The 23,573-nt window shown below is 64.8% G+C and carries 17 protein-coding genes; 5 read left to right on the top strand and 12 right to left on the bottom strand.

The features are described from left to right. From mobA to JYG34_RS14190, 5 genes are all read right to left on the bottom strand, one after another. Nucleotides 1–579 carry a molybdenum cofactor guanylyltransferase MobA gene (gene mobA / locus JYG34_RS14210; RefSeq protein WP_213657042.1) on the bottom strand — a complete coding sequence of 193 codons (579 nt, stop codon included), beginning with the start codon at nucleotides 577–579 and terminating at the stop codon, nucleotides 1–3. Between the two features lie 7 nt (nucleotides 580–586). Then, nucleotides 587–1,228 carry a retron Ec78 anti-phage system effector HNH endonuclease PtuB gene (gene ptuB, locus JYG34_RS14205; RefSeq protein ID WP_213657041.1) on the bottom strand — a complete coding sequence of 214 codons (642 nt, stop codon included), beginning with the start codon at nucleotides 1,226–1,228 and terminating at the stop codon, nucleotides 587–589. Between the two features lie 7 nt (nucleotides 1,229–1,235). Continuing rightward, nucleotides 1,236–2,642, bottom strand: coding sequence for an AAA family ATPase (locus tag JYG34_RS14200; protein ID WP_213657040.1), 1,407 nt, complete (start codon nucleotides 2,640–2,642; stop codon nucleotides 1,236–1,238). A gap of 169 nt (nucleotides 2,643–2,811) precedes the next feature. Next, nucleotides 2,812–5,934: an efflux RND transporter permease subunit gene (locus JYG34_RS14195; RefSeq protein WP_213657039.1), complete on the bottom strand. Its 3,123-nt coding sequence runs from the start codon at nucleotides 5,932–5,934 to the stop codon at nucleotides 2,812–2,814. Between the two features lie 11 nt (nucleotides 5,935–5,945). Then, nucleotides 5,946–7,121, bottom strand: a complete 1,176-nt coding sequence (locus tag JYG34_RS14190) for an efflux RND transporter periplasmic adaptor subunit (protein ID WP_213657038.1) — start codon at nucleotides 7,119–7,121, stop codon at nucleotides 5,946–5,948. 159 nt (nucleotides 7,122–7,280) lie between these two features. On the opposite strand from JYG34_RS14190, the gene JYG34_RS14185 reads away from it, so the two are divergent. Further along, the gene (locus JYG34_RS14185) at nucleotides 7,281–7,982 is read left to right on the top strand and encodes a response regulator transcription factor (protein WP_011534131.1); all 702 of its coding nucleotides are present in this window, start codon (nucleotides 7,281–7,283) and stop codon (nucleotides 7,980–7,982) included. A gap of 6 nt (nucleotides 7,983–7,988) precedes the next feature. Then, nucleotides 7,989–9,287, top strand: coding sequence for an ATP-binding protein (locus JYG34_RS14180; RefSeq protein WP_213657037.1), 1,299 nt, complete (start codon nucleotides 7,989–7,991; stop codon nucleotides 9,285–9,287). 45 nt (nucleotides 9,288–9,332) lie between these two features. Here the strand turns inward: JYG34_RS14180 and JYG34_RS14175 are convergent, their stop codons facing one another. From JYG34_RS14175 to wecB, 5 genes are all read right to left on the bottom strand, one after another. Continuing rightward, nucleotides 9,333–10,421, bottom strand: a complete 1,089-nt coding sequence (locus JYG34_RS14175; RefSeq protein ID WP_213657036.1) for a GGDEF domain-containing protein — start codon at nucleotides 10,419–10,421, stop codon at nucleotides 9,333–9,335. Between the two features lie 226 nt (nucleotides 10,422–10,647). Continuing rightward, nucleotides 10,648–11,487 (bottom strand): DUF4434 family protein, encoded by an 840-nt coding sequence (locus JYG34_RS14170; RefSeq protein WP_213657035.1) that lies wholly within the window; start codon nucleotides 11,485–11,487, stop codon nucleotides 10,648–10,650. Beyond that, nucleotides 11,487–14,489, bottom strand: a complete 3,003-nt coding sequence (locus tag JYG34_RS14165) for a phage receptor (RefSeq protein ID WP_213657034.1) — start codon at nucleotides 14,487–14,489, stop codon at nucleotides 11,487–11,489. The genes JYG34_RS14170 and JYG34_RS14165 overlap by 1 nt, the downstream gene beginning before the upstream one ends. Then, nucleotides 14,486–16,660: a cyclic di-3',5'-guanylate-activated glycosyltransferase NrfB gene (nrfB, locus tag JYG34_RS14160; protein ID WP_213657033.1), complete on the bottom strand. Its 2,175-nt coding sequence runs from the start codon at nucleotides 16,658–16,660 to the stop codon at nucleotides 14,486–14,488. Before nrfB ends, JYG34_RS14165 begins: the two co-directional genes overlap by 4 nt. Then, nucleotides 16,657–17,811, bottom strand: coding sequence for a non-hydrolyzing UDP-N-acetylglucosamine 2-epimerase (gene wecB / locus JYG34_RS14155; protein ID WP_213657032.1), 1,155 nt, complete (start codon nucleotides 17,809–17,811; stop codon nucleotides 16,657–16,659). Before wecB ends, nrfB begins: the two co-directional genes overlap by 4 nt. Nucleotides 17,812–18,128: 317 nt before the next feature. Between wecB and JYG34_RS14150 the strand changes: the two genes are divergently transcribed. From JYG34_RS14150 to yiaY, 3 genes are all read left to right on the top strand, one after another. Further along, nucleotides 18,129–18,566, top strand: a complete 438-nt coding sequence (locus tag JYG34_RS14150; protein WP_213657031.1) for a PACE efflux transporter — start codon at nucleotides 18,129–18,131, stop codon at nucleotides 18,564–18,566. A gap of 187 nt (nucleotides 18,567–18,753) precedes the next feature. Next, nucleotides 18,754–20,316: a threonine ammonia-lyase, biosynthetic gene (ilvA, locus tag JYG34_RS14145; protein WP_213657030.1), complete on the top strand. Its 1,563-nt coding sequence runs from the start codon at nucleotides 18,754–18,756 to the stop codon at nucleotides 20,314–20,316. Between the two features lie 144 nt (nucleotides 20,317–20,460). Next, nucleotides 20,461–21,609, top strand: a complete 1,149-nt coding sequence (gene yiaY / locus JYG34_RS14140; protein ID WP_213657029.1) for an L-threonine dehydrogenase — start codon at nucleotides 20,461–20,463, stop codon at nucleotides 21,607–21,609. A gap of 116 nt (nucleotides 21,610–21,725) precedes the next feature. Here yiaY and JYG34_RS14135 read toward each other — a convergent pair whose 3' ends face one another. Then, on the bottom strand, nucleotides 21,726–22,919 hold the full coding sequence (locus JYG34_RS14135) for a hypothetical protein (protein ID WP_213657028.1): 1,194 nt from the start codon (nucleotides 22,917–22,919) through the stop codon (nucleotides 21,726–21,728). 54 nt (nucleotides 22,920–22,973) lie between these two features. Continuing rightward, complete coding sequence (locus tag JYG34_RS14130; RefSeq protein WP_213657027.1) at nucleotides 22,974–23,474, bottom strand: VOC family protein; 501 nt, start codon at nucleotides 23,472–23,474, stop codon at nucleotides 22,974–22,976. Between the last annotated feature and the right edge of the window lie 99 nt (nucleotides 23,475–23,573).

Here is a 23,573-nt window from a genome sequence, read left to right as displayed (position 1 = left end):
TCAGCCTTGCAGCAGCTCCGGGCTGTTGAAGTTGCTCAGGCGTTGGTCATTGTCCATGCATTCCAGCGCTTGTACGGCCACCGCTCCCAACAAGGCTTTCTGCAGACTGCGTTCACCGGCTGCCCATGCGTGCTCAAGCATCGGCAGCACCCGGCGCGGCAGCACACTGAACATCGGCTGCCAATACCCACCCTGGCGCACCATGGCCGCGCTGTCGTGCTCGACAGCCAACCTCAACAGCCCCTCGATCAGCGCCTGGTCAATCAGCGGCGCATCGCAGGCCAGCATTACCACCCAGTCATGCCGCGCCACCTTGAGCCCGGCGATCACCCCGGCCAGCGGCCCGGGGAAGTCCGCCTCGGCGTCCGCCACCAACTGGTCTGCGTAGAGGGCGTAACGGTCCTGGTTGCGGTTGCAGGAAATCACCACATCGTCGGAGAACTCCCGCACCACATGTTGCACGTGGGCCACCAGCGGCTCACCGTGCCAGGGCACCAGGCCCTTGTCGCGGCCGCCCATGCGCTGGCCACGGCCACCGGCGAGGATGAGGATGGAGACAGGGTTGGGTGTAGCAGGCATGGGTAGTTCACTCATTCTGCGGTGTCAGCAAGTGCTTAATGGCGGTTGCGAAAGGAAGCCGTGATGTCTGCCGCAGCTCCTCCTGCAGGAATGGCAGCCAATCCTCCATGGGGTATTCACGAGCCAGCTCAGCGATTTCCATTGCAGTTTGAAGGTATCCACTAATCTGCGCCTTGCGGATTTGGGTCAGTGCACCCTCAAGTCCCAGGATGTATATAGTCTGTTCTGCGCGGTGCCTGTCTTGGGCGCTCAAATTCGCTCGTGGTTGTACCGAGCCATTTGCGGTAAAGACCAGATACTCTTCCGGGTCCTCGACGTCCGGCTTTATCACATCCTCATGTGGGTAGTGACCGCAACTATCCTTCCGATCTCCGCATGTGCCTTTTCGTCGGCAGGAACCGAAAAGATTGTGCCAATCAAACGTGCCTTGAGGATAGCGACTACGCTGACGAAAATGTTCGATTAGGCGGTTTGAAAGATCGATCGACCCTTCGCAATAGGCACATCGCCCGCCTTGCATGACGTCCAGCTTGACCCAGATCTCGGTGCGATGCTCATGCGTCGGCGTGGTATCTGACCATTTGTCCCGGCCATGTCGATAACGGCTCAAGCCTGCTGGGGGCGCTGCGTCTCTGTCCAGTTTCCGCATTCGCCTGTCACTCCCTGCCGATATGCTTGGGCAACGTTTGCTTGAACCCTTGCAGGCGGACAAGGCGCGCGCACTCCTGTATCAGGGGATGCTCTGCGCCGAAATGATCCTCGAGTTTTGCGCGTAAGGTCTTGCCTTGCGCAGACTCATGCAGGTTTTGCTGAATCAGCGCCTGATATTCATTGACCCATCGCGCCTCGGGTACGTCAGGAACGGGATTGACGTTCATGATGCGCGCCAGCAGATCGGTACTGGCGACCCCACGTGTCTGCCATTGCGGTTTCATGACATAGGTCTGGACCCTGGAAGTATCTGGATCACGCTCATTCACGATGATGCGTACGCAGTCGGCGTCTACGGTACTCAACACCTGGGGACTATGGGTGGTGACAATGAATTGCAGTTCGGGGAACGCTTGGGTCAGTGAGGGGATCACCGCTTGTTGCCACTCTGGGTGCAGGTGCATGTCGACTTCGTCGATCAACACGATGCCTGGTGTGGCCCGGGACGCCATATGCCCTAGATGGCCATTAAGTTTGGTGGCGCGGAAAGCGATATCGGCGACCATGCCGATCATGTTTCGTATCCCGTCGCTCAACTGTTCGACCGGAAGTTCTCCAAATATAGGGTGATGGGCGACGAGTGCCTCTTTTGCCAAGGAATAGTCAATGTCCCGCCACCCGGCAGGTTCAATGCAGGTGTTGACGGCTTGACTGACCGACTTGATATAGCCGTCAAATTCGGAAACGGTTGAAAAGTCCAGCAACTCCAAGGCCTTGATGCGGGCCTCCTTGGAGCTGATGCTCCAATAACGAAACCACTCGACAAACGATTTATAGCTTGAGGCAGGGTCAAGGCAGTCGGTATATCCAACCGTTCGTGACGTTCGTTGACTTTTCTTGGATTCAGTGAGTTTTTTTTGTTGCCACAGCCGGCCGGTGCCGTAATACGTGATCAAAGGCAATATGGCACCGACTCCCGGAGTGCGGACAGCTTCCTGGAGCCTTTTGCCATAATCCACCAGCTCTTTGGCGTCCTTGATCGTGGTTTTAGCCTTTGGGGAGCTTGCAAGGCTTCGCTCCCAGAGGCTATCCGCTCCCCCGCTGAGTTGATCAACCCAGCTCCCTGGAATGTAACCCTCGGCCAGCAGGCGAGCGCCACGTGTTGCATATTCCATCTCGTTGGATGCGGTTTCGCGTACCGCGGTCTGACGGATATCCCGCGCCTCGAAATGTTTGCCCGTCGCTTCATCGAATGCACCAACGAACGGCCCGTAGGCTACGGCTATCGCATCGAGAATGGATGTCTTGCCAGCACCATTGGGGGCGACCAGCACCGTCACTTGAGGGTGGAAGTCAATGTCGATGGATTCGAAGCAGCGAAAGTCGCGCAGACTGAGCCGGGATAGCTTCACAGGGTTCCTCCCTTGAATTCAGGATCTTCCTGCCTCGTCATGCAAAGCGCTGGGAAGTGCGAAAAATAGGGAGAGTTTACCCGTTGAATTCGGGTAAGAGCTATCGGTTTGCGAGCTCGCCTGGCGAAAGGAAATTTCCTCTCTCCAGGCAATCCCGATGCAATGACGGTCAGGCTTCTCGAGTGACCGCTTTGCTGTCTTGCACTTGCTTGCGCCCGGCAAGACGCATCACCACCACGAAGAACACCGGCACGAACACCACGGCAAACGTGGCACTGAGCATGCCGCCGATCACCCCGGTGCCGATCGCCTGCTGGCTGGCCGAGCTGGCGCCGCTGGCGATGGCCAGGGGCACCACGCCGAGGATGAACGCCAGCGAGGTCATGACGATGGGGCGCAGGCGCAGGCGCGCGGCCTGGATCGCGGCGTCCACCGCGTCGTGCCCCTGGTCCACCAGGTCCTTGGCGAACTCGATGATCAGGATGGCGTTCTTCGCCGACAAACCGATCAAGGTGATCAGGCCGACCTTGAAGAACACGTCGTTGGGCAGGCCGCGCAGGGTCACCGCCAGCACCGCGCCTAAAACGCCCAGCGGTACCACCAGCAACACCGCGGTGGGGATCGACCAGCTTTCGTACAGTGCGGCCAGGCACAGGAACACCACCAGCAGCGACAACGCCATCAGCAGCGGCGCCTGGCTGCCGGAAAGACGCTCCTGCAGCGACAGGCCGGTCCACTCCAGGCCCGCGCCAGCCGGCAGTTGCGCGACCAGGCGCTCGACCTCGGCCATCGCCTCGCCCGAGCTGTGGCCCGCCGCCGGTTCGCCGGAGATGGACACCGCCGGGTAGCCGTTGTAGCGGGTCAACTGCACCGGACCACTGCGCCAGTGGGCACTGATGAAGGCGCCCAGCGGGACCATCTTGCCGCTGCTGTTGCGCACATGGATCTTCAGCAGGTCCTCGACCTGGCTGCGTTGGTCGCCCTCGGCCTGCACCACCACCCGCTGCATGCGGCCCTGGTTGGGGAAGTCGTTGACGTAGTTGGAGCCCACCGCGGTGTCGAGCACCGCGCCGATGTCGGCGAACGACACGCCCAGCGCGTTGGCCTGGCGACGGTCGACCTCCAGTTCCACCTGCGGGCTTTCCGCCAGCGAGGCTTCGCGCACGTTGACCAGCACCTTGCTCTTGCGCGCCTGTTCCAGCAGTTGGTCACGGGCGGCCATCAGCGCCGTGTGGCCCATGCCGCCACGGTCTTGCAGGCGGAATTCGAAACCAGTCGACTCGCCCAGGCCATCCACAGGTGGCGGCAGCACCGCATAGGCGATGGCGTCCTTCAACTGAGTGAAGGCCATCGTGGCCCGGTCGGCGATGGATTGGGCGCTGTCGTCGCTACCACGTTCGGACCAGTCCTTGAGCGTGGTGAAGGCCAGGGCCGCGTTCTGCCCGCTGCCGGAGAAGCTGAAACCGAGGATCAGTGTGGTGTTGGCCACACCCGGCTCCTCTGTGTTGTGCGCTTCGATCTGCTGCGCCACCTCGATGGTCCGTGCCTGGCTGGCGCCTGGTGGCAGCTGGATGTCGGTGATGGTGTAGCCCTGGTCTTCGGTGGGCAGGAAGGCGGTGGGCAGCTGGCTGAAGCCGTAACCCAGTACCGCCACCAGCGCGGCATACACCAGCAGGTAGCGACCGCTGCGGGCCAGCGCGTGGGTCACCCAGCGCTGGTAGCCGTTGCTCATGCCCTCGAAGCGGCGGTTGAACCAGCCGAAGAAGCCCTTGCGCTCATGGTGTTCGCCTTTCTCCAGCGGCTTGAGCAGGGTGGCGCACAGGGCAGGGGTGAGGCTCAGGGCGAGGAACGCCGAGAACAGGATCGATACCGCCATCGAGACCGAGAACTGCTGGTAGATCACTCCCACCGAGCCCTGCATGAAGGCCATCGGCAGGAACACCGCCACCAGCACCAGGGTGATCCCGACGATGGCACCGCTGATCTGGCCCATGGCCTTGCGCGTGGCTTCCTTCGGTGGCAGGCCTTCCTCGGCCATGATCCGCTCGACGTTCTCCACCACGACGATGGCGTCGTCCACCAGGATGCCGATGGCCAGCACCATGCCGAACAGGGTCAGCACGTTGATCGAGAAGCCCAGTGCGTTCATCACCGCGAAGGTACCCATCAGCGCCACCGGTACCACCAGGGTTGGGATCAGGGTGTAGCGCAGGTTCTGCAGGAACAGGAACATCACCGCGAACACCAGCACCATGGCCTCGACCAGGGTACTGATCACCTGCTTGATCGACACTTTGACGAACGGCGAGGTGTCGTAGGGGATGTCGTACTTCACACCGGCCGGGAAGTAGCGCGCCAGCTCGTCGAGCTTCTGCTTGACCAACGCTGCGGTTTCCATGGCGTTGGCGCCGGGCGACAGCTTGACGCTGAAGGCGCTGGTGGCCTTGCCGTTGAGGCGGGTGCCGTACTGGTACTCCTGGGCGCCGATCTCGACCCGGGCGACATCGCCGACGGTGACCGTCGAGCCGTCGGCGTTGGCGCGCAACACGATCGCGGCGAACTCTTCAGGGGTGCTCAGCTGGCCCTTGACCACCACGTTGGCGGTGATTTCCTGGGTCGGGCGGCTGGGCAGGTCGCCGATGCTGCCGGGGGCGACCTGGGCGTTCTGCGCGGCGATGGCCTCGGCCACATCGTTGGGGGTGAGCTTGAAACCGACCAGCTTCGCCGGGTCGATCCAGATGCGCATGGCCCGCTCCGAGCCATACAGCTGCGCCTTGCCGACACCCTTGATACGGCGGATCTCGTTCATCACGTTACGGGCGAGGATGTCCGACAGGGCGATCTCATCAAGGCTGCCGTCTTCGGAGGTGAGGGTGGCCAGCAGCAGGAAACCGGTGGACACCTTCTCCACTTGCAGGCCCTGTTGCGTCACCGGGCGCGGCAGGCGCGACTCGATCACCTTCAGGCGGTTCTGCACATCCACCTGGGCCATGTCCGGGTTGGTGCCGGGCTGGAAGCTGGCGGTGATGGTGGCGTTGCCCAGGCTGCTCTGCGACTCGAAGTAGAGCAGGTTGTCGGCACCGTTGAGCTCCTGCTCGATGATGCTGACCACGCTCTCGTCCATGGTCGCTGCCGAGGCGCCCGGGTACACGGCGTAGATTTCCACCTGCGGCGGCGCCACGTCGGGGTACTGGGCCACCGGCAGTTGCGGGATGGCCAGGGCGCCGACCAGGAGGATGAACAAGGCGACCACCCAGGCGAACACCGGGCGGTCGATGAAGAACTGCGGCATGGATCAGGCCCTCATTGGCCGTTGTGTTGGGCGACGGCGGTGGCGCCCGGTTGCTCGTCGACCTGCACCTGGTCGCCGGCCTTGACGTGTTGCAGGCCCTCGACCACCACGCGATCGCCCGGGGCCAGGCCCTCGCTGACGATCCAGCGGTCGCCCTGGGCGCTGCCGAGGGTGACCGGGCGCTCGCTGACGCGGTCCTGGTGATCGACCACTAGCACCTTGGGCACGCCGGCGCTGTCGCGCAGGATGGCCCGCTGCGGCACGCTGATGCCCTGGGGCTGCACGGCCTGTTCCAGGCGCACACGCACGTAGCTGCCGGGCAGCAGGTCAAGGTCGGGGTTGGGGAACTCGCTGCGCAGGGTGATCTGGTTGGTGCTCGGGTCGACGCTGATGTCGGAGAACAGCAGTTTGCCAGGCAGCGGGTAGGCGCTGCCGTCATCCTGCACCAGGGTGGCCTTGACCTGGTCCTGGCCGACCTGTTGCAGCTCGCCGGCGCGCAGGGCGCGACGCAGTGCATTGAGCTCGCGGGTCGACTGGCTGACGTCGGCGTGGATCGGGTTCAGCTGCTGGATGGTGGCCAGCGGCGTGGTCTCGCTCTGGCCGACCAGCGCGCCCTCGGTCACCAGCGCACGGCCGATGCGCCCGGAAATCGGGGCGGTCACGGTGGCATAGCCCAGGTTCAGGCGCGCGCGTTCCAGGGCTGCCTTGGACTCGGCGACCGCGGCATCGGCCTGGAGGAAGGCGGCGCGGGCGTTGTCGTACTCCTGGCGGCTGACCGCCTTGTCGTCGACCAGCTCGCGGTAGCGTTGCTCCTGCAGGCGTGCCTGGTACACAGTGGCCTCGGCCTTGGCCAACGTTGCGCGGGCGCTGTCGAAGTCGGCCTTGAACGGCGCCGGGTCGATCAGGAACAGCACATCGCCTTGCTTGACGTCGCTGCCTTCGCGGTACACCCGCTTGAGCACCACGCCGGCCACCCGGGCGCGGACTTCGGCGGTGCGTGGCGCGAGGATGCGGCCGCTGAGCTCGGTGCTGATGGCCAGCGGCTGGACGGCGAGGGTTTCGACCCGGACCTGGGGGGCGGGGGCCTGTTCTTCCTGTTCGGTGGCGTCATTGCAGCCGGCCAGGGAAAGGGTCATCAGCGCCAGCAGCGCCAAGGGGCGCAGGCGCAGGGAGCGTGGAGTGGACATACAGATCTTCCGGAATTGATCGAGCGTATGTTAAGGCAGCCGTTCGCGTGGCCGCTGTTAAGCTGTGTAGGCTGTATGTGAAAAAGTGTGAAGCGTTGGCGGTGCTTGCCGCAGGATTCTATATCCTGCCTGACTTCAATCTTTCGTCAAATTCACTTTATGCCCAACATTCTCCTGGTCGAAGACGACAGCGCGCTGTCCGAGCTGATCGCCAGCTACCTGCAACGCAACGATTTCCATGTCCGGGTGATTGCCCGGGGCGACCACGTGCTGGACGAATTCCGCCGGCAGAAACCGGACCTGGTGATTCTCGACCTCATGCTTCCCGGCCTGGATGGCCTGCAGGTATGCCGCCTGCTGCGCCAGGAGACGCAGTGCCTGCCGATCCTGATGCTGACCGCCCGCGACGACAGCCACGACCAGGTGCTGGGCCTGGAAATGGGCGCCGACGACTACGTCACCAAGCCCTGCGAGCCCCGGGTGCTGCTGGCCCGCGTGCGCACTCTGCTGCGCCGCAGCAGCGTCAACGAGCCGCGCCTGGACAGCGACCTGATCCAGGTTGGCGGCCTGCGCATCGACCTGGCCGAGCGCAGCGTGAGCTGGCGCGGCGAGGAGGTGGAGCTGTCCAGCGGCGAGTACAACCTGCTTGTGGTGCTGGCGCGCAATGCCGGCGAGGTGATGAGCCGCGACCGCATCCTCCAGCAATTGCGCGGTATCGAGTTCAACGGCACCGACCGCTCGGTGGACGTGGCGATTTCCAAGCTGCGCCGGCGCTTCGACGACAACGCCGGCGAGGCGCGCAAGATCAAGACCGTGTGGGGCAAGGGCTACCTGTTCAGCCGGGTCGAGTGGGAGTACTGACAGGCCATGCTCAAGATCCTGGTGCGGCTGTACCTGGTGATCATCGTCGCCTACGCGGGCGCGATCGCGTTGATTCCCGACACCATCGTCGGGCTGTTCCATGAGCGCTTCCTGGCCTACAACCTCGAACAGGCCAAGGGTGTGCAGACCCTGATCGTTCGCCAGTTCCAGCAGGCGCCGCGGGAACAGTGGCCGGCCGTGGAAAAGGACCTGGCCACGGTGTTCAAGCCGCTGGAGGTGCGCTTGCAGCGCATCGCCGACGCCGACTTGAGCGCCGAGGAGAAAGCGCGGCTCGAACATGGCTTGTTCGTGGTGCGATTGGCCGACTGGGGCTACTACGAAACGGCGCTGGCGGCACTGGACGGGGAGTGGATGGTGCGCCTGCATTCACCGGACGACCCGCTGGACATCAACGTGTTGTCGTGGGGCGTGACCGTGCTGATCGGCGCGGCCATGCTTGGCTGCCTGCTGCTGTGGGTGTGGCCGCACTGGCGCGACCTGGAAAGGCTGAAGGAAACCGCCCGGCGCCTGGGGCATGGCGAGATGTCCGAGCGCACGCATATCTCGCCGCGTTCGAACATCGGCGAACTGGCCGGGGTGTTCGACACCATGGCCAGTGATCTGGAGCGCCATGTGAACCAGCAGCGTGAACTGCTCAATGCGGTGTCCCACGAACTGCGCACCCCATTGACCCGCCTGGACTTCGGCCTGGTGCTGCTGTTCGACGAAGTGCCGCCGCCTAGCCGCAAGCGCCTGCTGGAGCTGGTGGGCCATGTGCGCGAGCTGGACGAACTGGTGCTCGAGCTGCTGTCCTACAGCCGCATGGAGAGCCTCGACCAGGCCCGCGAGCGGGTCGAGGTGTCGTTGCTGGAGCTGGTCGACAGCGTGCTGGGCGGGTTCGCCGAAGAGCTCGACAGCCGTGGCATCCAGTGGGAGGTGCGCGCCGACGCGAACCTGCCGCGCTTCGTGCTCGATCCACGCCTGACCGCGCGCGCCGTGCAGAACCTGGTGCGCAACGCCATGCGCTATTGCGACGAGAGCCTGCTGCTGCGCCTGCGCCTGGAAGAGGATGGCGCCTGCCTGCTGACGGTGGAGGACGATGGTATTGGTATCCCGACCGAGGAGCGCGAGCGGATCTTCCAGCCGTTCTACCGCTTGGACCGTAGCCGCGATCGTAATACCGGTGGGTTCGGGCTGGGGTTGGCGATCAGTCGGCGGGCCATCGAGGGGCAGGGCGGGACATTGACCGTGGCCCAGTCGGCATTGGGGGGCGCGCAGTTCAGGATTCGCTTGCCGGCGGCCTAGCACCGATGCGCCGGTAGGCGCCAGCTTGCTGGCGAACAGCGCACGTCAGGCATCCGCGAGACGATGGTCCCACACCACGAACCGGTCCTTGCCTGTGTGCTTGGCCGCATACAACGCCTGGTCTGCGCGAATCAACGCCAGGGTCAAGGTATCCCCGCTGTCGACCCGGGTCAGCCCGATGCTGATGGTCACCGGATGATCCGCAGCATCCTCACGCACACGCCGACACAAGGCACCGACCTGCTGCTCGGCACCTTGTTCGTCCAGCCCTTGAAAGAAGATCGCGAACTCCTCGCCACCCAGCCGGGCGATCTCGAAGCCGACCATCGCCGCCTTGATATGCCCCGCCACGCGCTTGAGCACCTCGTCGCCGACGTCATGACCGAAGCGGTCGTTGACCTTCTTGAAATTGTCGATATCGATCATCGCCAGGAACTGTCCAGGGCCGGCCAGTTGTAGCTGCTTCTCAGCCTTGGCCATGAACGAGCGCCGGTTGGGGATCTCGGTCAGGGCGTCGACATAGGCTTGCTCCAGCAGCACCTTGGTCAGGTAGAAATTGTGCAGTTTGGCTTCTCGCAGGCGCAGGTAGCTGTAGGCCACCAGGCCACTGAGGCACAGCGCGTAGCTGAGCAGCATCGCCCCCTCGAGCTCCAGCAGCGCGATGCGCGTGTGGTAGAAGGGGTTGAGCATGAGCCAGGTGATGGCCATGGCGCAGAAGAACGACCAGCGCCGCACCGGCAGCACCGACACGGTGTAGAGCACGGTCGAAACCCCCAGCACCAGCCACACCGGGCGCAGGACGATGGGGATGCCCTCGATCACCAGGCGCATGGCCAGGGTGATCACCGCCACGAACACGAGGTTGAGCACGTCGAAGTGCCGGCTTTTGTGGGTGAAGCCCAGGACCATGGTGAGGCTGCACAGCAGGGCGATGAACAGGCCCGACAGCCAGGTGAATCCCTGGTCGCCCAGGTAGCTGACGATCAGGTCGAAGACCAGCCAGATGGCGATGCCGATGCAGAAGATCAGCTGGCAGAAGCGGCGCATGGCCTCGAATTCGTGCTGGCGGAACTCGGCGCGCAGGGCGGCGGGGGCGACCTGCTGGCGGACGTGGGCTTCGAGGGTCTTGTACATGGCAGGGCGGCGGGTTCCTTCAGGCTTGTTGTCGTTCTCACGGCCCCAGTGCAGGCGGCGTCTTGGTGTTGACTGCTCTGGCCCATTCGCCGGCAAAGCCGGCTCCTACAAGTAATGCGCCGAACGGTTCCTGTGGGCGCGGGCCTGCCCGCGAACACCGGCGAAGCCGGTGCCATTCACCGTGGCGCCTGTTTCGCGGGTAAACCCGCTCCCACAGGGGCAGCCTTCAATCTCGGGAAAGCACGCCCTTGGCCCAGGGCCGGTACCTGAGGGCGAACACCGCTTCGGCGTGACAGCCTCCACGCAGTGATGGCTGTGCCGGTTCGGCGCGGAAGGGTTGGCCGGGCTGGCTGACCTGGCGAAATGCCTCGCGCACGATTCCCACGCGGCAGGGCAGCACCTGTTCATAGCCCTGGCGCACCATCGGTGCCAAGCGCCCGGTCCCCGCGCCATCCTGCCACCAGACATTCAGGCCAAGGCTCGCCAGCTGGTCGAGCCATTCACCATTGACCCGTGGCGACAGCTGGCCAGCGCTGAAGGCACTGATGTGCACGGGCTTGTCCAACTGCCGGTTGAATGCCTGCAACTGGGCGGACAGCGCATCGCGCCTGGCTGGATCGCGAAAGTGCAGGTCATCCAGCTCCAGCGGCAGGTACCAGCCGCTCACCGGCAACTCCCAATTGGCGCGCAGTTGCTGGTACTGGGTGAGCGAGCGGCCCAGTTGGGTTTTGAAGTAGCTGGTCAGGCCTTCGCCATCGAGTTCTTCCAGGCGCCGATAGTACGCCGGGTCCATGTACAGCCCGAGCACCAGCTCAAGACCCTGTGCACGCGCCTCGCGCAGGCTGTCGGCCAGCCAGCCCCGGGCACCGCCGAAGTCGCTGTCGCCATAGGCGCTCCACTGCACGATCAGGGTCTTGCCGCCCTGGGCGACGGTGGCGCGCCACAGCTGTTGCCATTGCGCGGGGGTGACGTTCGCGTCGCGGTTGAGTGGCTGGTAGAACAGGCGCTGGTCAGCCTGGGCGGGCAGGCACAGGGCGAGCAGGCAGATGGCCAGGAAGGTACGCATCAGAAGTTCATCTCCACACCCAGCAGCACACCGTTGGCGCGCTCGTAGAGGTTGCCGCCCAACGCCTGCTGGTACTCGGCGCGCACTTTCAGCGAACCGCGGTAGGCGTTGTAGCGGTCGTCGTCGAACCACCATTGCCAGCGCACGCCGACCCCGGCACGGGCGTCCTGGCGCCAGTCGTTGCTTGGGTCCTGGCTGGAGAACTCGAGAAAACCGTAGGGCATGATCGTCTGCGGCGACTGGCTGGGCAGCTTCCAGGCATGGCCTTGCTGGAAGCGCGACAGCCAGGCATGGTCGCCGGCGCGGGTCCACCAGGCGGCGTCGAGGTAGAGGAAACGCTCGTCCCAGTCGTCCTCGTCGATACGCCAGTCGTTGCGGTAGCGGCCCTGATCGAGGAACGAGGCGGTGGCGCGCAGCAGCAGGTCGTTGCTCGATTCTGCGTGGTGGCGCAGGTCGCCCCAGTTGCCGCCGACCTTGGCCGGGCTGAGCAGCTCGCCCAGGCTCAGGCCGCTGTAGTGGTCGCTGTCGATCTGGCGCTGGTGGTAGAGCTCGGCATACAGGTTGAGGTTGGCCTGACCGAGCGGTTTGTAGCGCAGGCCGACGCCAGTGCCCATGCTCTGGGCGTAGTCGGTGCGGCTCTGACCGCCGAACAGTACTCGCCCATACACCGACAGGGTGCTGCCGTTGCGGCTGGGTTCTTCGCCCAGGGCGTGGTCCCACAGCGCCAGTTGCACGTTCTGCGACTGCGCCTTGCGCGAACTGCCGCTGCGCGTGCCGTTGTCGAGGAAGCGGTCGTTGGTCGAGGTGCCGGCGGGCGACCAGGTGCTGGCCAGGGTGACGCTGTCGCGCCGCGACAGGGTTTCGTGGGCGCGACGCTGGCGGTACTTGCGTGCTTCCAGGCTGCCGTATTCGTCATCGCCGTCGACCAGATTCTGCTCCACATCCAGCACCCGGCGCAGTTCGCGGCGGGCTGCGGCGCTGTTTTCGACCTCGTCGTAGCGCAGGGCGAGGGTTTCGCCGAGGCGGTAATCCTCGGGGAAGTCGCGGGTGGCCTGCTCCAGGTAGGGGATCGACTGGCGGCGTTGGGCTTTGTCCTCGGCGCCGGCCAGGCGCATGCCGTAGTCGGCGCGGTAGCGCGGCTGGTTTGGGGCAAGGCGCACGGCTTCGGCCAGCCATTCGGTGCTCTGGGCTGTGTCGCCGGCCTGCTGAGCAGTGCCTGCGGCGGCATAGTAGTGGTCGGCGCGCGGCGCGTGACGCAGGGCTTCGCGCTGGTAAGCCAGCGCCTGTGGCAGGTCGCCCTGGCGTTGGGCGATGGCCGCGCCCAGCGCCCAGTCGTCGGCGCTGTTGTGCGCGGCGGCATCCCAATGATGCCGGGCGCTGGTGACGTCGCCGGTGTTCAGCGCACCGCGTGCGGCAGTCATGCGGGCGTTGTCGGTCCAGGCGCTGGCGGGCAGGCTGTTCCAGATCGGCAGGGCTGCCTGCGAGTCGCCGGAGGCTTCCAGGGCGTAGGCCAGGGGTAGGTGGCTGCCCGAGTCGCCCAGGCGTTCGGCGGCCTGGTAGTAGACCACCGCTTCACCGGGCTGGTCGGGCATCGCGCAGCGACCCAGGGCACGGTACTGGCCGGCTTCGGTCGGGTTGGCCGGTATTGCGCCGCGCACGGCCTCGCACTGGCCGGCCTCGGCCAGGCGGGCGAGCAGCAGGCCACGGCTGGCGGCATCGACCCGGGGCACCAGGGCCAGCATGCGGCGGGTTTCCAGCGGGCTGTCGTTGCGCGCATAGAGATTGCCCAGGCGCTGCAGCAGCGAGGGCGTCAGGCGCCCCTGGCGGTGGTCGTAGGCTTGCTCCAGCAGTTGTCGGGCGCGCTCGCCGTGGCCCTGGTCGAGCAGCATGAAGCTGGCTTGTTCCAGGGCGGCGAGGTCACCGGTCTGGCGGTAGCGCTGTTCCCATTGTGCGGCCGTGCGCGGTTGCGGGGGCTGGGGCGGGTCGCCATGCAGGCGCTGCTGGAGGATGGCGTAGGCGCGTGGGTTATCGCTGGCCTGGCAGCCCTTGAGCTGTTCGCGGGCCAAGGCCAGGTCCTTGCGTGACAGCCAGTCGACGGTTTCCAGACAGGGGCGCTGCAGCTCATTGCTCAAGTGCTGCACCAGCGGTGCATCGTCACCTTCGCGTGCGAGCTCCCACAACTGCCGGCGTTGTTCAGGCTGTTGCAGTTGATCGGTCGGCAGGCTGTGCAGCCAGCGCTCGGCCTGCTGGTTGTGGCCCATGGCGATGGCGCGCTCGGCCATGGCCAGGCGGGCGCGGGTGGCGGCTTCTTGCGATGGCGCACTGGCCAGCAGTTTGTTCAGGCCCTTTTCGTCGACCCGTTGGATGTAGGCATTGGCCAGGCGCTGCCAGTCCTGCGGCGGTAGCTGCCCCTTGTCGGCCAGCGGTTGCAACTGGTCGATGGTTTCGCCCCAGTTGCGCAGCTGTTCAGAGAAGTTGCCCCGGGCCAGGCGCAAAACCATGCCGTCGTCGCGCGGCGGCAGTTGGTTGAGCCAGTCCAGGGCGCGACGAGCACCGCCGAACTTGGCCAGGCTCAGGCTGTAGGCCTGCCACAGGCGAATACGCTGATTGCTGTTGCTGCTGGCGATCCAGCCTTCGACCTGGCTGGCCGGTGGTGGGTCCTGTTCGATCCAGGTCAGGCGCAGCTCGAGCAGGGCATCAGCGTGCTCGGGGTTGTCGTCGAGGACCTCGGCGATCGCCTCGGCCTCCTTGTAGCGGCGCTGGTGGGCGAGGGACTCGGCCAGCAGGGCGCGGGCCTCGTTGTTGTTGGGCACGCGCTTGAGCACATGGCGGGTCAGGCGCTCGACCTCGGGCCAGTTATCCTTCTGCGCCTCACGGTAGCCGCGCTCCATGAACGGGAAGCTGGTGAAGCGCTGGAAGTCGGTCATGGGGGCCGTCGGGGCGGCGAGGGCGGAAGAACACAGCAGCAGGCTGGCGAATGTCAGGGAAAGACGGGGCTTCATGCCACCTCCCGGGTCAGGTCATAGGCGGCCTGCTGTTCGCTGGCCTGTTCGGCGAGGGCCTGCTGCAGGACCTCTTCGGTGATGATGCCGCGGCTGATCAGGTGTTCGCCCAGGCTCTGCCGTTCGGGGTCGAAGTCGATCAGCGCCTGGTTGAAGAGGGTCGCCGGAACCATGCCGCGCACCTGCAGCAGGGTGCCGAGCATGACCTGGTGGGTGCTGACGTCTTCCAGCAGCCTGGCATCGTCCTGGCGGCGCTCGAGCACCGCGAGCATCTCGCGGGTTTCGGGCTTCTGCCATTCGCTCGGGTAGTGGTAGCGCAGGCCGAGCGTCACCCGCCCCTGAGGCGCCAGGCGGGCACGCACCGGGCGCTTGAGCTGGCGGCTGATGACCCCCAGCGAAACCTGGCTGACCGGGCTTTCGCTGGCCAGTACCAGGGTGTCGCCGTCTTCGTCCACCGGCAGCACGCCGTAGTGGGTGGCGAGCTTGCGCGGCAGCTTGGCGATCAGTTCGGGGGGGATCTTGAACGGGTTGAGCGGCGCCCATGGCAAGTCCAGCTGTTCGGCCAGGGCTTCGGCCAGTTGCTCGCTGTTCAACCAGCCCCGCAGCAGCAGCTCGCGGCCCAGGCGCCGACGCACCGGGCTGGTGATTGCCTGGTGCAGTTGTTCTTCGCTGATCAGGCCTTTCTCCACCAGGCGCTGGCCCAGGGGCGTGCGTGCAGGTGAAGCGAGGGCGGGGAACTCGTGGGTGGTCTTGTCCCAGGCCACCCGGCGCGAGTCGCCCATCTCCATGACCTGGCGCAAGGCGCGCAGGTTGGCGAAGAAGTTGACGAAGTTGCTCCACATCATCCGCGGCGCCGACAGCAGCCCCTCGAAGATGCCGTAGTAGCGGGTGACGAACCAGCCGCGCTGGAACAGGCGGTTGACCAGCAGCAGGCCGTTGAGCCAGAGCAGGGTGGAGAGCAGCTTGCTGTCGCCGAGGATCGACATGAAACGCCACGATTCCGGCGCGATCACTGTGACCAGCCACATGGCCAGCAGCACCAGCAGCAACAAGTTGACCAGGAAGCTCAGCAGGTAGGCGAACAACCCGCGGCGGTCGCGCCAGAGGAAGTAGTTGAGCGCGCCCTTGCGGCTCCAGCCGAGGTTGCTGGTGCCCTGGAAGACGATGCCGACGATCCACCGCGACTTTTGCCGGATGGCGTGCTGCCAGTCGCGCGGGAAGTGCTCGCGCACGCAGATCACCTGGGAAAACTCGCGGCTCATGCCGGGGCGCCAGTCCTGCTTGAGGGCCAGCGCGGGGTCGGTGATCGAGTAGCGGGCGAAGATGCACTTCATGCCTTTTTGCTTCAGGCGAAAGCCGATGTCGTAGTCTTCAGTGAGGCTCTGCACGTCGAAGGCGATGCCGTCGCCGTCCTCGAGCAGCGCGCTGATTGCCCGACGGCTGAAGCAGGTGCCGACCCCGGCGCTGGGCACCTGGCCGGTGAGCGCCTCGCGCACGATGACGTCCTTGCCGTGGTTCTCGGCGAACTCGTCGACATAATGCCCGGCGGTGAAACCCTTCCACTCCGGCGCATAGGGGTACACCGGGATCTGGATCATGTCCTTGTTCGGCAGCAGGTAGTTGAACAGGCGCAGTTCCATGGGCGAGATGACGTCTTCGGCGTCATGCAGGATGAACCCGGCGAACTCGATGCGCGCGTCCTGCTGGAAGCGCAGGATGGCGTCGATGATGTTGTTCAGGCAGTCGGCCTTGCTGGTGGGGCCGGGGCGGGCGCAGACCACCTTGTGCACGTTGGGGTAGTGCAGGCACACGGCGTCGACGTCGGCTTGGGTCTGCGGGTCGTTGGGGTAGGTACCCACGAAGATCTGGTAGTTCTCGTAGTCGATGGTCGAGGCCGCCAGGCGTGCCATCTCGCCGACCACGCCCACCTCGTTCCAGGCCGGGACCATGATCGCCAGGGGTTTTTCCGGCACCTCGAACAGGCGTTTCTCGTCGGCCTTTTCGAACTTGTCGTAGATGCGAAAGCGCCGGATCAGCTTGCGGCCCCAGTAGCACAGGTCGATGAACAGGTCGTCCAGGCCCAGCACGAACATCAGCGTGGCCAGGACGATGGCGAGGATCTTCAGGCCGAACAGGACATAGGTGAGGAAGTCGATGAAAGCCAGGCTCATGCGTTGTCTCGTGCGGCGGATTGTTCGGCGAACCAGCGGGTCAGGCGCTCGGCGATGCGTTCGCTGGCGTGGCCGTCGCCGAACGGGGTGAACACCCGCGCCATGCGCTCATAGGCGGCCGGGTCGTCGAGCAACTGGCTGGTTTCCTGGACGATGCGTTCGGTCAGGGTGCCGACCAGCTTGACCGTGCCGCCCTTGAGCACGGCCGGGCGCTCGGTGACCTTGCGCAGCACCAGCACCGGCTTGCCCAACGCGGGCGCTTCTTCCTGCACGCCACCGGAGTCGGTGAGGATCACGTGGGCACGGTTCATCAACCAGACGAAGTGCGGGTAGTCCTGGGGAGCGACAAGGTGAATGTTCTCGCGACCGGAAAGCACGCTGTAGACGGCGTGCTGCACCTGCGGGTTGAGGTGCACGGGGTAGAGGAACTGCACGTCCGGATAGCGCAGGGCCAGTTCGGCCAGGGCCAGGCAGATGCGCTCGAAGCCGCTGCCGAAGTTCTCGCGGCGGTGGCCGGTGATCAGCACCATGCGCTGGTCGTCGCGCAGCACATTGAGCGGCGAATCGGCAGCGGGGCGCCAGTTGTCGTGCTTGAGCTTGTCGCGCATCCACAACAGGGCATCGATCACCGTGTTGCCGGTGACCTCGATGTGCTCGGGCGGCACGCCTTCGCGGATCAGGTTGGCGTCGGAGTCGCGGGTGGGGGTGAAGTGCAGGTCGGCGAGCACCCCGGTCAGGCGCCGATTGGCCTCCTCGGGCCAAGGTTGTTGCAGGTTGCCGGTGCGCAGGCCGGCCTCGACATGGCCGATGGGGATATGCCGGTGGAAGGCGGCCAGCGAGGCGATGAAACTGGTGGTGGTGTCGCCGTGCACCAGCACGATGTCGGGCTTGATCTGCTCGTAGGCCTGGTCGAGCTTGTCCAGCAGGTCGCGGGACAGGCCGTTGAGGGTCTGGTTCTGGGTCATCACCTGCAGGTCCTGGTCAACCTTCAGGCCAAACGCGGTGAGTACCTGCTCGAGCATTTCCCGGTGCTGGCCGGTGGAGCAGATGTGCAGGTCGACCCCGGGCCAGGTGCGTAGCACGCGGGCCAGCGGGGCCATCTTGATTGCCTCAGGGCGGGTACCGAATACCATCATGACGGTGTGAGCCATCGTCTAATTCCTCGTACGATTCCCTGGACGAAGGGGTAAGACTTGCCGCTGCTTGCAAGTCATAGATACAAGCAGCCGAATGCGGGGTTGTCCAATGCGGCGGCCGTCGCGGCGTGTCGCGACAGGCCATTGTCGAACGGGTCTGAAAGCCAGGGCCGAAGAGGCCCGGCGACCATTCGTGTGCCAGGGAGAAGGGTGGTGCGGAAACGTTTATGCTAGCGAATCTTGACTGAATGATCAGTTAACAATGTATTTCAGGCTTTTTCCTACAGGCTGCTTCTAGTAACTTTGTAGGTCTTTTCTTCAGGGAGTTGCACATGCAAGGCAAGGCACGCAAGGTCGTCCAGGCCATCCTCTACGAAGCCATCGCCGTGGCCTGCGTGGCACCGGCGCTGGAGCTGGCGTTTGCTGCCGGCATGGCCCAGTCGACGGTGCTGTCGATCCTCATGTCGGCTATCGCCATGAGCTGGAACATGGCCTACAACTGGCTGTTCGAGCGTTGGGAAGCGCGCCAGCACAAGCGCAGCCGCACCTTCATGCGCCGCCTGCTGCATGCCCTGGGCTTCGAGGGCGGGCTGGTATTGATCCTGCTGCCGCTGGTGGCCTACTGGCTGGATATCAGCCTGTGGGCGGCGCTGGTGACCAACCTGGCGTTGTTCGTGTTCTTCTTCGTCTATGCCTTTGTGTTCCAGTGGGGCTTCGACAAAGTGTTCGACGTGCCGGTATCGGCGCAGGAAGTGGCGAAAGGGTGTTGACGCGCCGGCTTCGCCCACGCTAAGTTTCCGACCCATGAACACATTCCCGCACCCATTCGCCGCCAGCATTATTATTACCGCCATTATCGGTTTGGCGGGCTAGCGCGTACGTGCACCGAACCCGCCCTGGAGGCGGGTTTCTTCTCTCTGACTCCTGGGCACTTCAAACAAGAACCAGGAGTCATCGATGACCAATCTGAACGTCAGCCCCCGTACCCCCGCAACACCTCAGCAGCTGTTGTCCGAGCAGGTGCGCCGCATTCTTGGCGCGCCCGTGTACGACCTGGCCATCGAGACACCCCTGCAAGTGGCGCCTGCGCTGTCCACAGCGCTCGGCAACCAGGTGCTGCTCAAGCGCGAAGACTTGCAACCGACGTTCTCCTTCAAGATCCGCGGCGCCTACACCCGCCTGTCACGCCTGACGCCCGCCCAGCGCGAGCGCGGGGTCATCACCGCATCGGCAGGCAACCACGCCCAAGGTGTGGCACTGGCGGCCGCGCACCTGGGCGTCAAGGCCACCATCGTCATGCCTACCACCACGCCATCGCTCAAGGTCGAGGGCGTTCGCTCCCGTGGCGGGCACGTGGTGCTGCATGGCGAGAGCTTCCCCCATGCCCTGGCCCATGCGCTGGCGTTGGCCGATAGCGACGGCGCGACCTTCGTGCCGCCGTTCGACGACCCGGACGTGATCGCCGGCCAAGGCACCGTGGCCATGGAGATCCTGCGCCAGCACCCCGGCGCGCTGCACGCGATCTTCGTGCCGGTCGGCGGCGGCGGGCTGATCGCCGGCATCGCGGCCTACGTCAAGTACCTGCGCCCCGAAGTGAAGGTGATTGGTGTCGAGCCGGAAGACTCCAATTGTCTGCAGGCGGCGATGGCCGCGGGCGAACGGGTGATCCTGCCGCAGGTCGGCACCTTCGCCGACGGTGTCGCGGTGGCCCAGATCGGCGCCCATTGCTTCGAGCTGTGCCGCCATTTCGTCCACGAGGTGGTGACGGTCAGCAGTGACGAGCTGTGCGCGGCGATCAAGGACATCTATGACGATACCCGCTCGATCACCGAGCCGTCCGGTGCCCTGGCGGTGGCCGGGATCAAGAAGTACGTGGCCCGTGAGGGCTTGCAGGGGCAGGCGCTGGTGGCCATCGACTCCGGCGCCAACGTCAACTTCGATCGCCTGCGCCATGTGGCCGAGCGCGCAGAACTGGGTGAACAGCGCGAAGCGGTGATCGCCGTGACCATCCCCGAACAGCCCGGCAGCTTCCGTGCTTTCTGCCAGGCCCTGGGCAAGCGGCAGATCACCGAGTTCAACTACCGCTATTACCCGGGCAAGGAAGCGCGGTTGTTCGTTGGGGTGCAGACCCACCCGCAACACGATCCGCGCCAGCAGCTGCTGGCCAGCCTGGGCGAGCAGGGGTACCAGGTGCTCGATCTGACCGACAACGAACTGGCCAAGCTGCATGTGCGCCATACGGTGGGTGGGCATGCGGCGCCGGGTGTGAATGAACGGGTGCTGCGCTTCGAGTTCCCGGAGCGGCCGGGGGCATTGCTCGGGTTCCTGGAGCGCCTGGGCAAGCGCTGGAACATCAGCCTGTTCCACTACCGCAACCATGGCGCGGCGGAGGCGCGGGTGTTCGCTGCGCTGGAGGTGCCGGACGATGAACTGGACGGGTTGCCCAGGGCGCTGGACGAGATGGGGTATCGGTATTGGGATGAGACGCAGAATCCGGCGTACCAGTTGTTCCTGGGGTGATGTGGCGCGCGCCGTTCGCCGGCACGCCGGCTCCTGCAAAGAGCCATGCGTGCTGGACAGGCGTGGCCATTGTCCTGGGTCAAGATGCTCGCTGCCGTCCAGGTAGATGCTCAAGGCAAACCGTCAGCGTGAGAGGACCCGGCCATGAGCAGCACCTTCTTCATCCCCGCCGTGAACATCATGGGCATCGACTGCCTGGACGAGGCGATGACCGCCATCGCCGGCTACGGCCTGCGCAAGGCCCTGATCGTCACCGACCAGGGCCTGGCCAAGGCCGGCGTGGCCGAGCGTATCGCCGGCATGCTGGCGATGCGTGATATCGACTCGGTGGTATTCGATGGCGCCAAGCCCAACCCGAGCATCGCCAACGTCGAGGCGGGCCTGGCCCTGCTTCGGCAATCGCGCTGCGACTGCGTGGTTTCGCTGGGCGGCGGCTCACCCCACGATTGCGCCAAGGGCATTGCCTTGTGCGCCACCAACGGCGGTCATATCAGCGATTACGAAGGTGTGGATCGCTCGGAAAAGCCGCAGTTGCCGTTGATCGCCATCAACACCACCGCCGGCACGGCCAGCGAGATGACGCGTTTTTGCATCATCACCGACGAGGCACGCCATGTGAAAATGGCCATCGTCGACCGCAACGTCACACCGATTCTCTCGGTCAACGACCCGGCGCTGATGGTCGGGATGCCCAAGGGGCTGACTGCCGCCACCGGCATGGATGCCCTGACCCACGCCATCGAGGCGTATGTCTCGACGGCGGCCACGCCGATCACCGACGCCTGCGCGCTCAAGGCCATCAGCCTGATCAGTGACAACCTGCGCCAGGCGGTGGCGGATGGCAGCGACCTGCAGGCGAGGGAGAACATGGCCTATGCGCAGTTTCTGGCGGGTATGGCATTCAACAATGCGTCGCTGGGCTATGTGCATGCCATGGCCCACCAGCTGGGTGGTTTTTACGACCTGCCCCATGGTGTGTGCAACGCCGTGCTGTTGCCCCATGTGCAGCGGTTCAACGCCAAGGTCAGCGCGGCGCGCCTGCGTGATGTGGCCAAGGCCATGGGCGTCAAGGTGTGCGGGCTGGATGCGGAGCAGGGCGCCGGTGCGGCGATCTCGGCCATCGAGCACCTGGCGGCGGCGATTGGTATCCCGGACGGGTTGGCGGAGCTGGGGGTGAAGGTCGAGGATGTGCCGGTGCTGGCGGCCAACGCATTGAAAGATGCCTGCGGGCTGACCAATCCGCGGGTGGCAAGCCAGGTGGAGATCGAAGCGATCTTCAAGGCGGCGTTCTAGCCTGTAGGAGCGGTTTTAGCCGCGATGCAGGCACCGCGGTGTCCAGCACCCGCTTCGCGGGTGATCGCGGCTAAAGCCGCTCCTACAGGGATCGAGCAAGGCTTGGGGCGGCGCATCTAACGCTCGCGCATGAAGAACCCTGCCACATACTTGCGGAAGGTTTCCAGGCTCTTGAAGTCGGCGTAGCGCTTGAAGTTCTCGGTGTCCGGTTCCGGCCCCAGCGGTTTTTCCAGCAGTGACACCGACAGCACACGGTCCTGGTCCGAGGTCAGCACCAGTTCATCCATGACCTGGCCGCCGATCACCGGCCGGCGCATCAGCACCTTCACACCCTTGCTCGCCATCCAGTCGATCAACGACACCAGCGCCTTGAGCGGCTCGCGCTCTTCATCGCGGTAGACCGGGAACAGATGCGCCCGTGACAACACGGGGACGCTGGCCACATGAATCAGCTCGTAGAAATGGCTGCCCGCAGTGGCGGGCGAATAAAGCGCCAGCGCCAGCAACGGGCCGGCCGTACGGTTGCCGCCCCAGTACTGGTGATGGCCTTGGAAGTCGAAGCCGTCTTCGCTGCGAGCCGTGACGACCTTGCGCCCCTTGATCTGTTCGACACAATCGAGCAGCAGGCCATGGCGGCGGTGGTTGCCGAACACCGTGGCTTCGCGCAGCCGGGTCTTGAGCATCATCATGTGCTTCATGTCCAGGCGGGTTTCCAGGTAGTTGCTGGCCGGCACCCGCTCCAGCAGCGGATAGCGGCCGGCGACGCCCCGCAGTTCGGCGAACTGCGCAGTGAGGTCTTTCTTCAAGTGGGTGGCATAGACGTTTAGGCCACTGGCCTCGATCCAGGTCAGCAGCAACGACAACAGGCGTTGCTGCTCACGGCGCTCACCCGGTTCGCGCGGGGTAACGGCCGTTTCGCTGTCATTGCTGCGGCGATAGTCGCCGAGCAGGCGCAAGGGGGTATCCGGTGCCAGCCAGGCGGCGGGCTGAGTGGTTTCTTCGCTGTGCTCGCCAGCTTCCCGCGGGTCCTTGGTGAACGGGCAGCCTGTGGTGTGCTCCGGGGTGTCGGGGTTGTTGCGCAGGAACAGCGTGCCGGTATTGCCGTTGAGGGTGACGTTGAGCACCGGCAGGGCATCCTTGCGGCAGTCGCAGGCCAGCCAGTGGTTGGCGCCACGCACCTTCATCAGCAACTGGTTGGCCTGCAGCAGGCGAGGGCCGGACAGGGTGCCGGCGGCGAAACCGGCCAGCATTTCCTCTTCGGCCAGGGTCAGGCTGCGCACCTGCGCGCCGGATTTTTCGATGATACGCATTGAGAAGCAGCTCCAAGCTACGAGCCCCAAGCTTCAAGCAAAGCGGTGATGCTTTCAACTGCGGCTTGAGGCGCATGGCCTGGAAGCTAACTGGGCGGCGAACATTTTCGCGGCGCGGTCGCGGATCTCCTCGACGCTGAGGTCTTCCTTGTGCGTGGAGACGAACCACACGTTGCCGAACGGGTCCTTCAGGGCACCGCTGCGGTCGCCGTAGAACTGATCCTTCAGTGCCGTGACTTGCTTGGCCCCGGCGGCGATGGCCTGGGCGTAGGTCTTGTCGCAGTCCTCGACATAGAGGTGCAGGCCAACTGCCGGATGCTCGATGCTCTGGGTAGCCTTGAGGCTGTCTGGCATGTCGCACGGGTCGGCGAGCATCAGCGAGGAATCGCCGATTTTCAGTTCTGCGTGGCCGACCCGGCCGTCCGGGCCCTCCAGGCGGAACATCTCGACTGCATTGAAGGCTTTCTTGTAGAACTCGATGGCCTTGGCGGCACCCTCGATACCGAGGTAGGGGGTGATGCTGTGCTGGCCTTCGGGGATGGGTTTGACTGCCATGTTCGTAAGCTCCTTTCACGTGGGTGGGGTGCAACACCTGGATGATTAGAGTCGTTCAAACGGGTAGAAAATCGACAGTCGCTTTAGATCGTTTGTCTA

It is taken from the genome of Pseudomonas entomophila, from assembly GCF_018417595.1.
GTDB classification, from domain to species: domain Bacteria; phylum Pseudomonadota; class Gammaproteobacteria; order Pseudomonadales; family Pseudomonadaceae; genus Aquipseudomonas; species Aquipseudomonas entomophila_C.
Note: the sequence above shows the minus strand (reverse complement) of the source record. Positions and strands in the feature narration are given on the sequence as shown.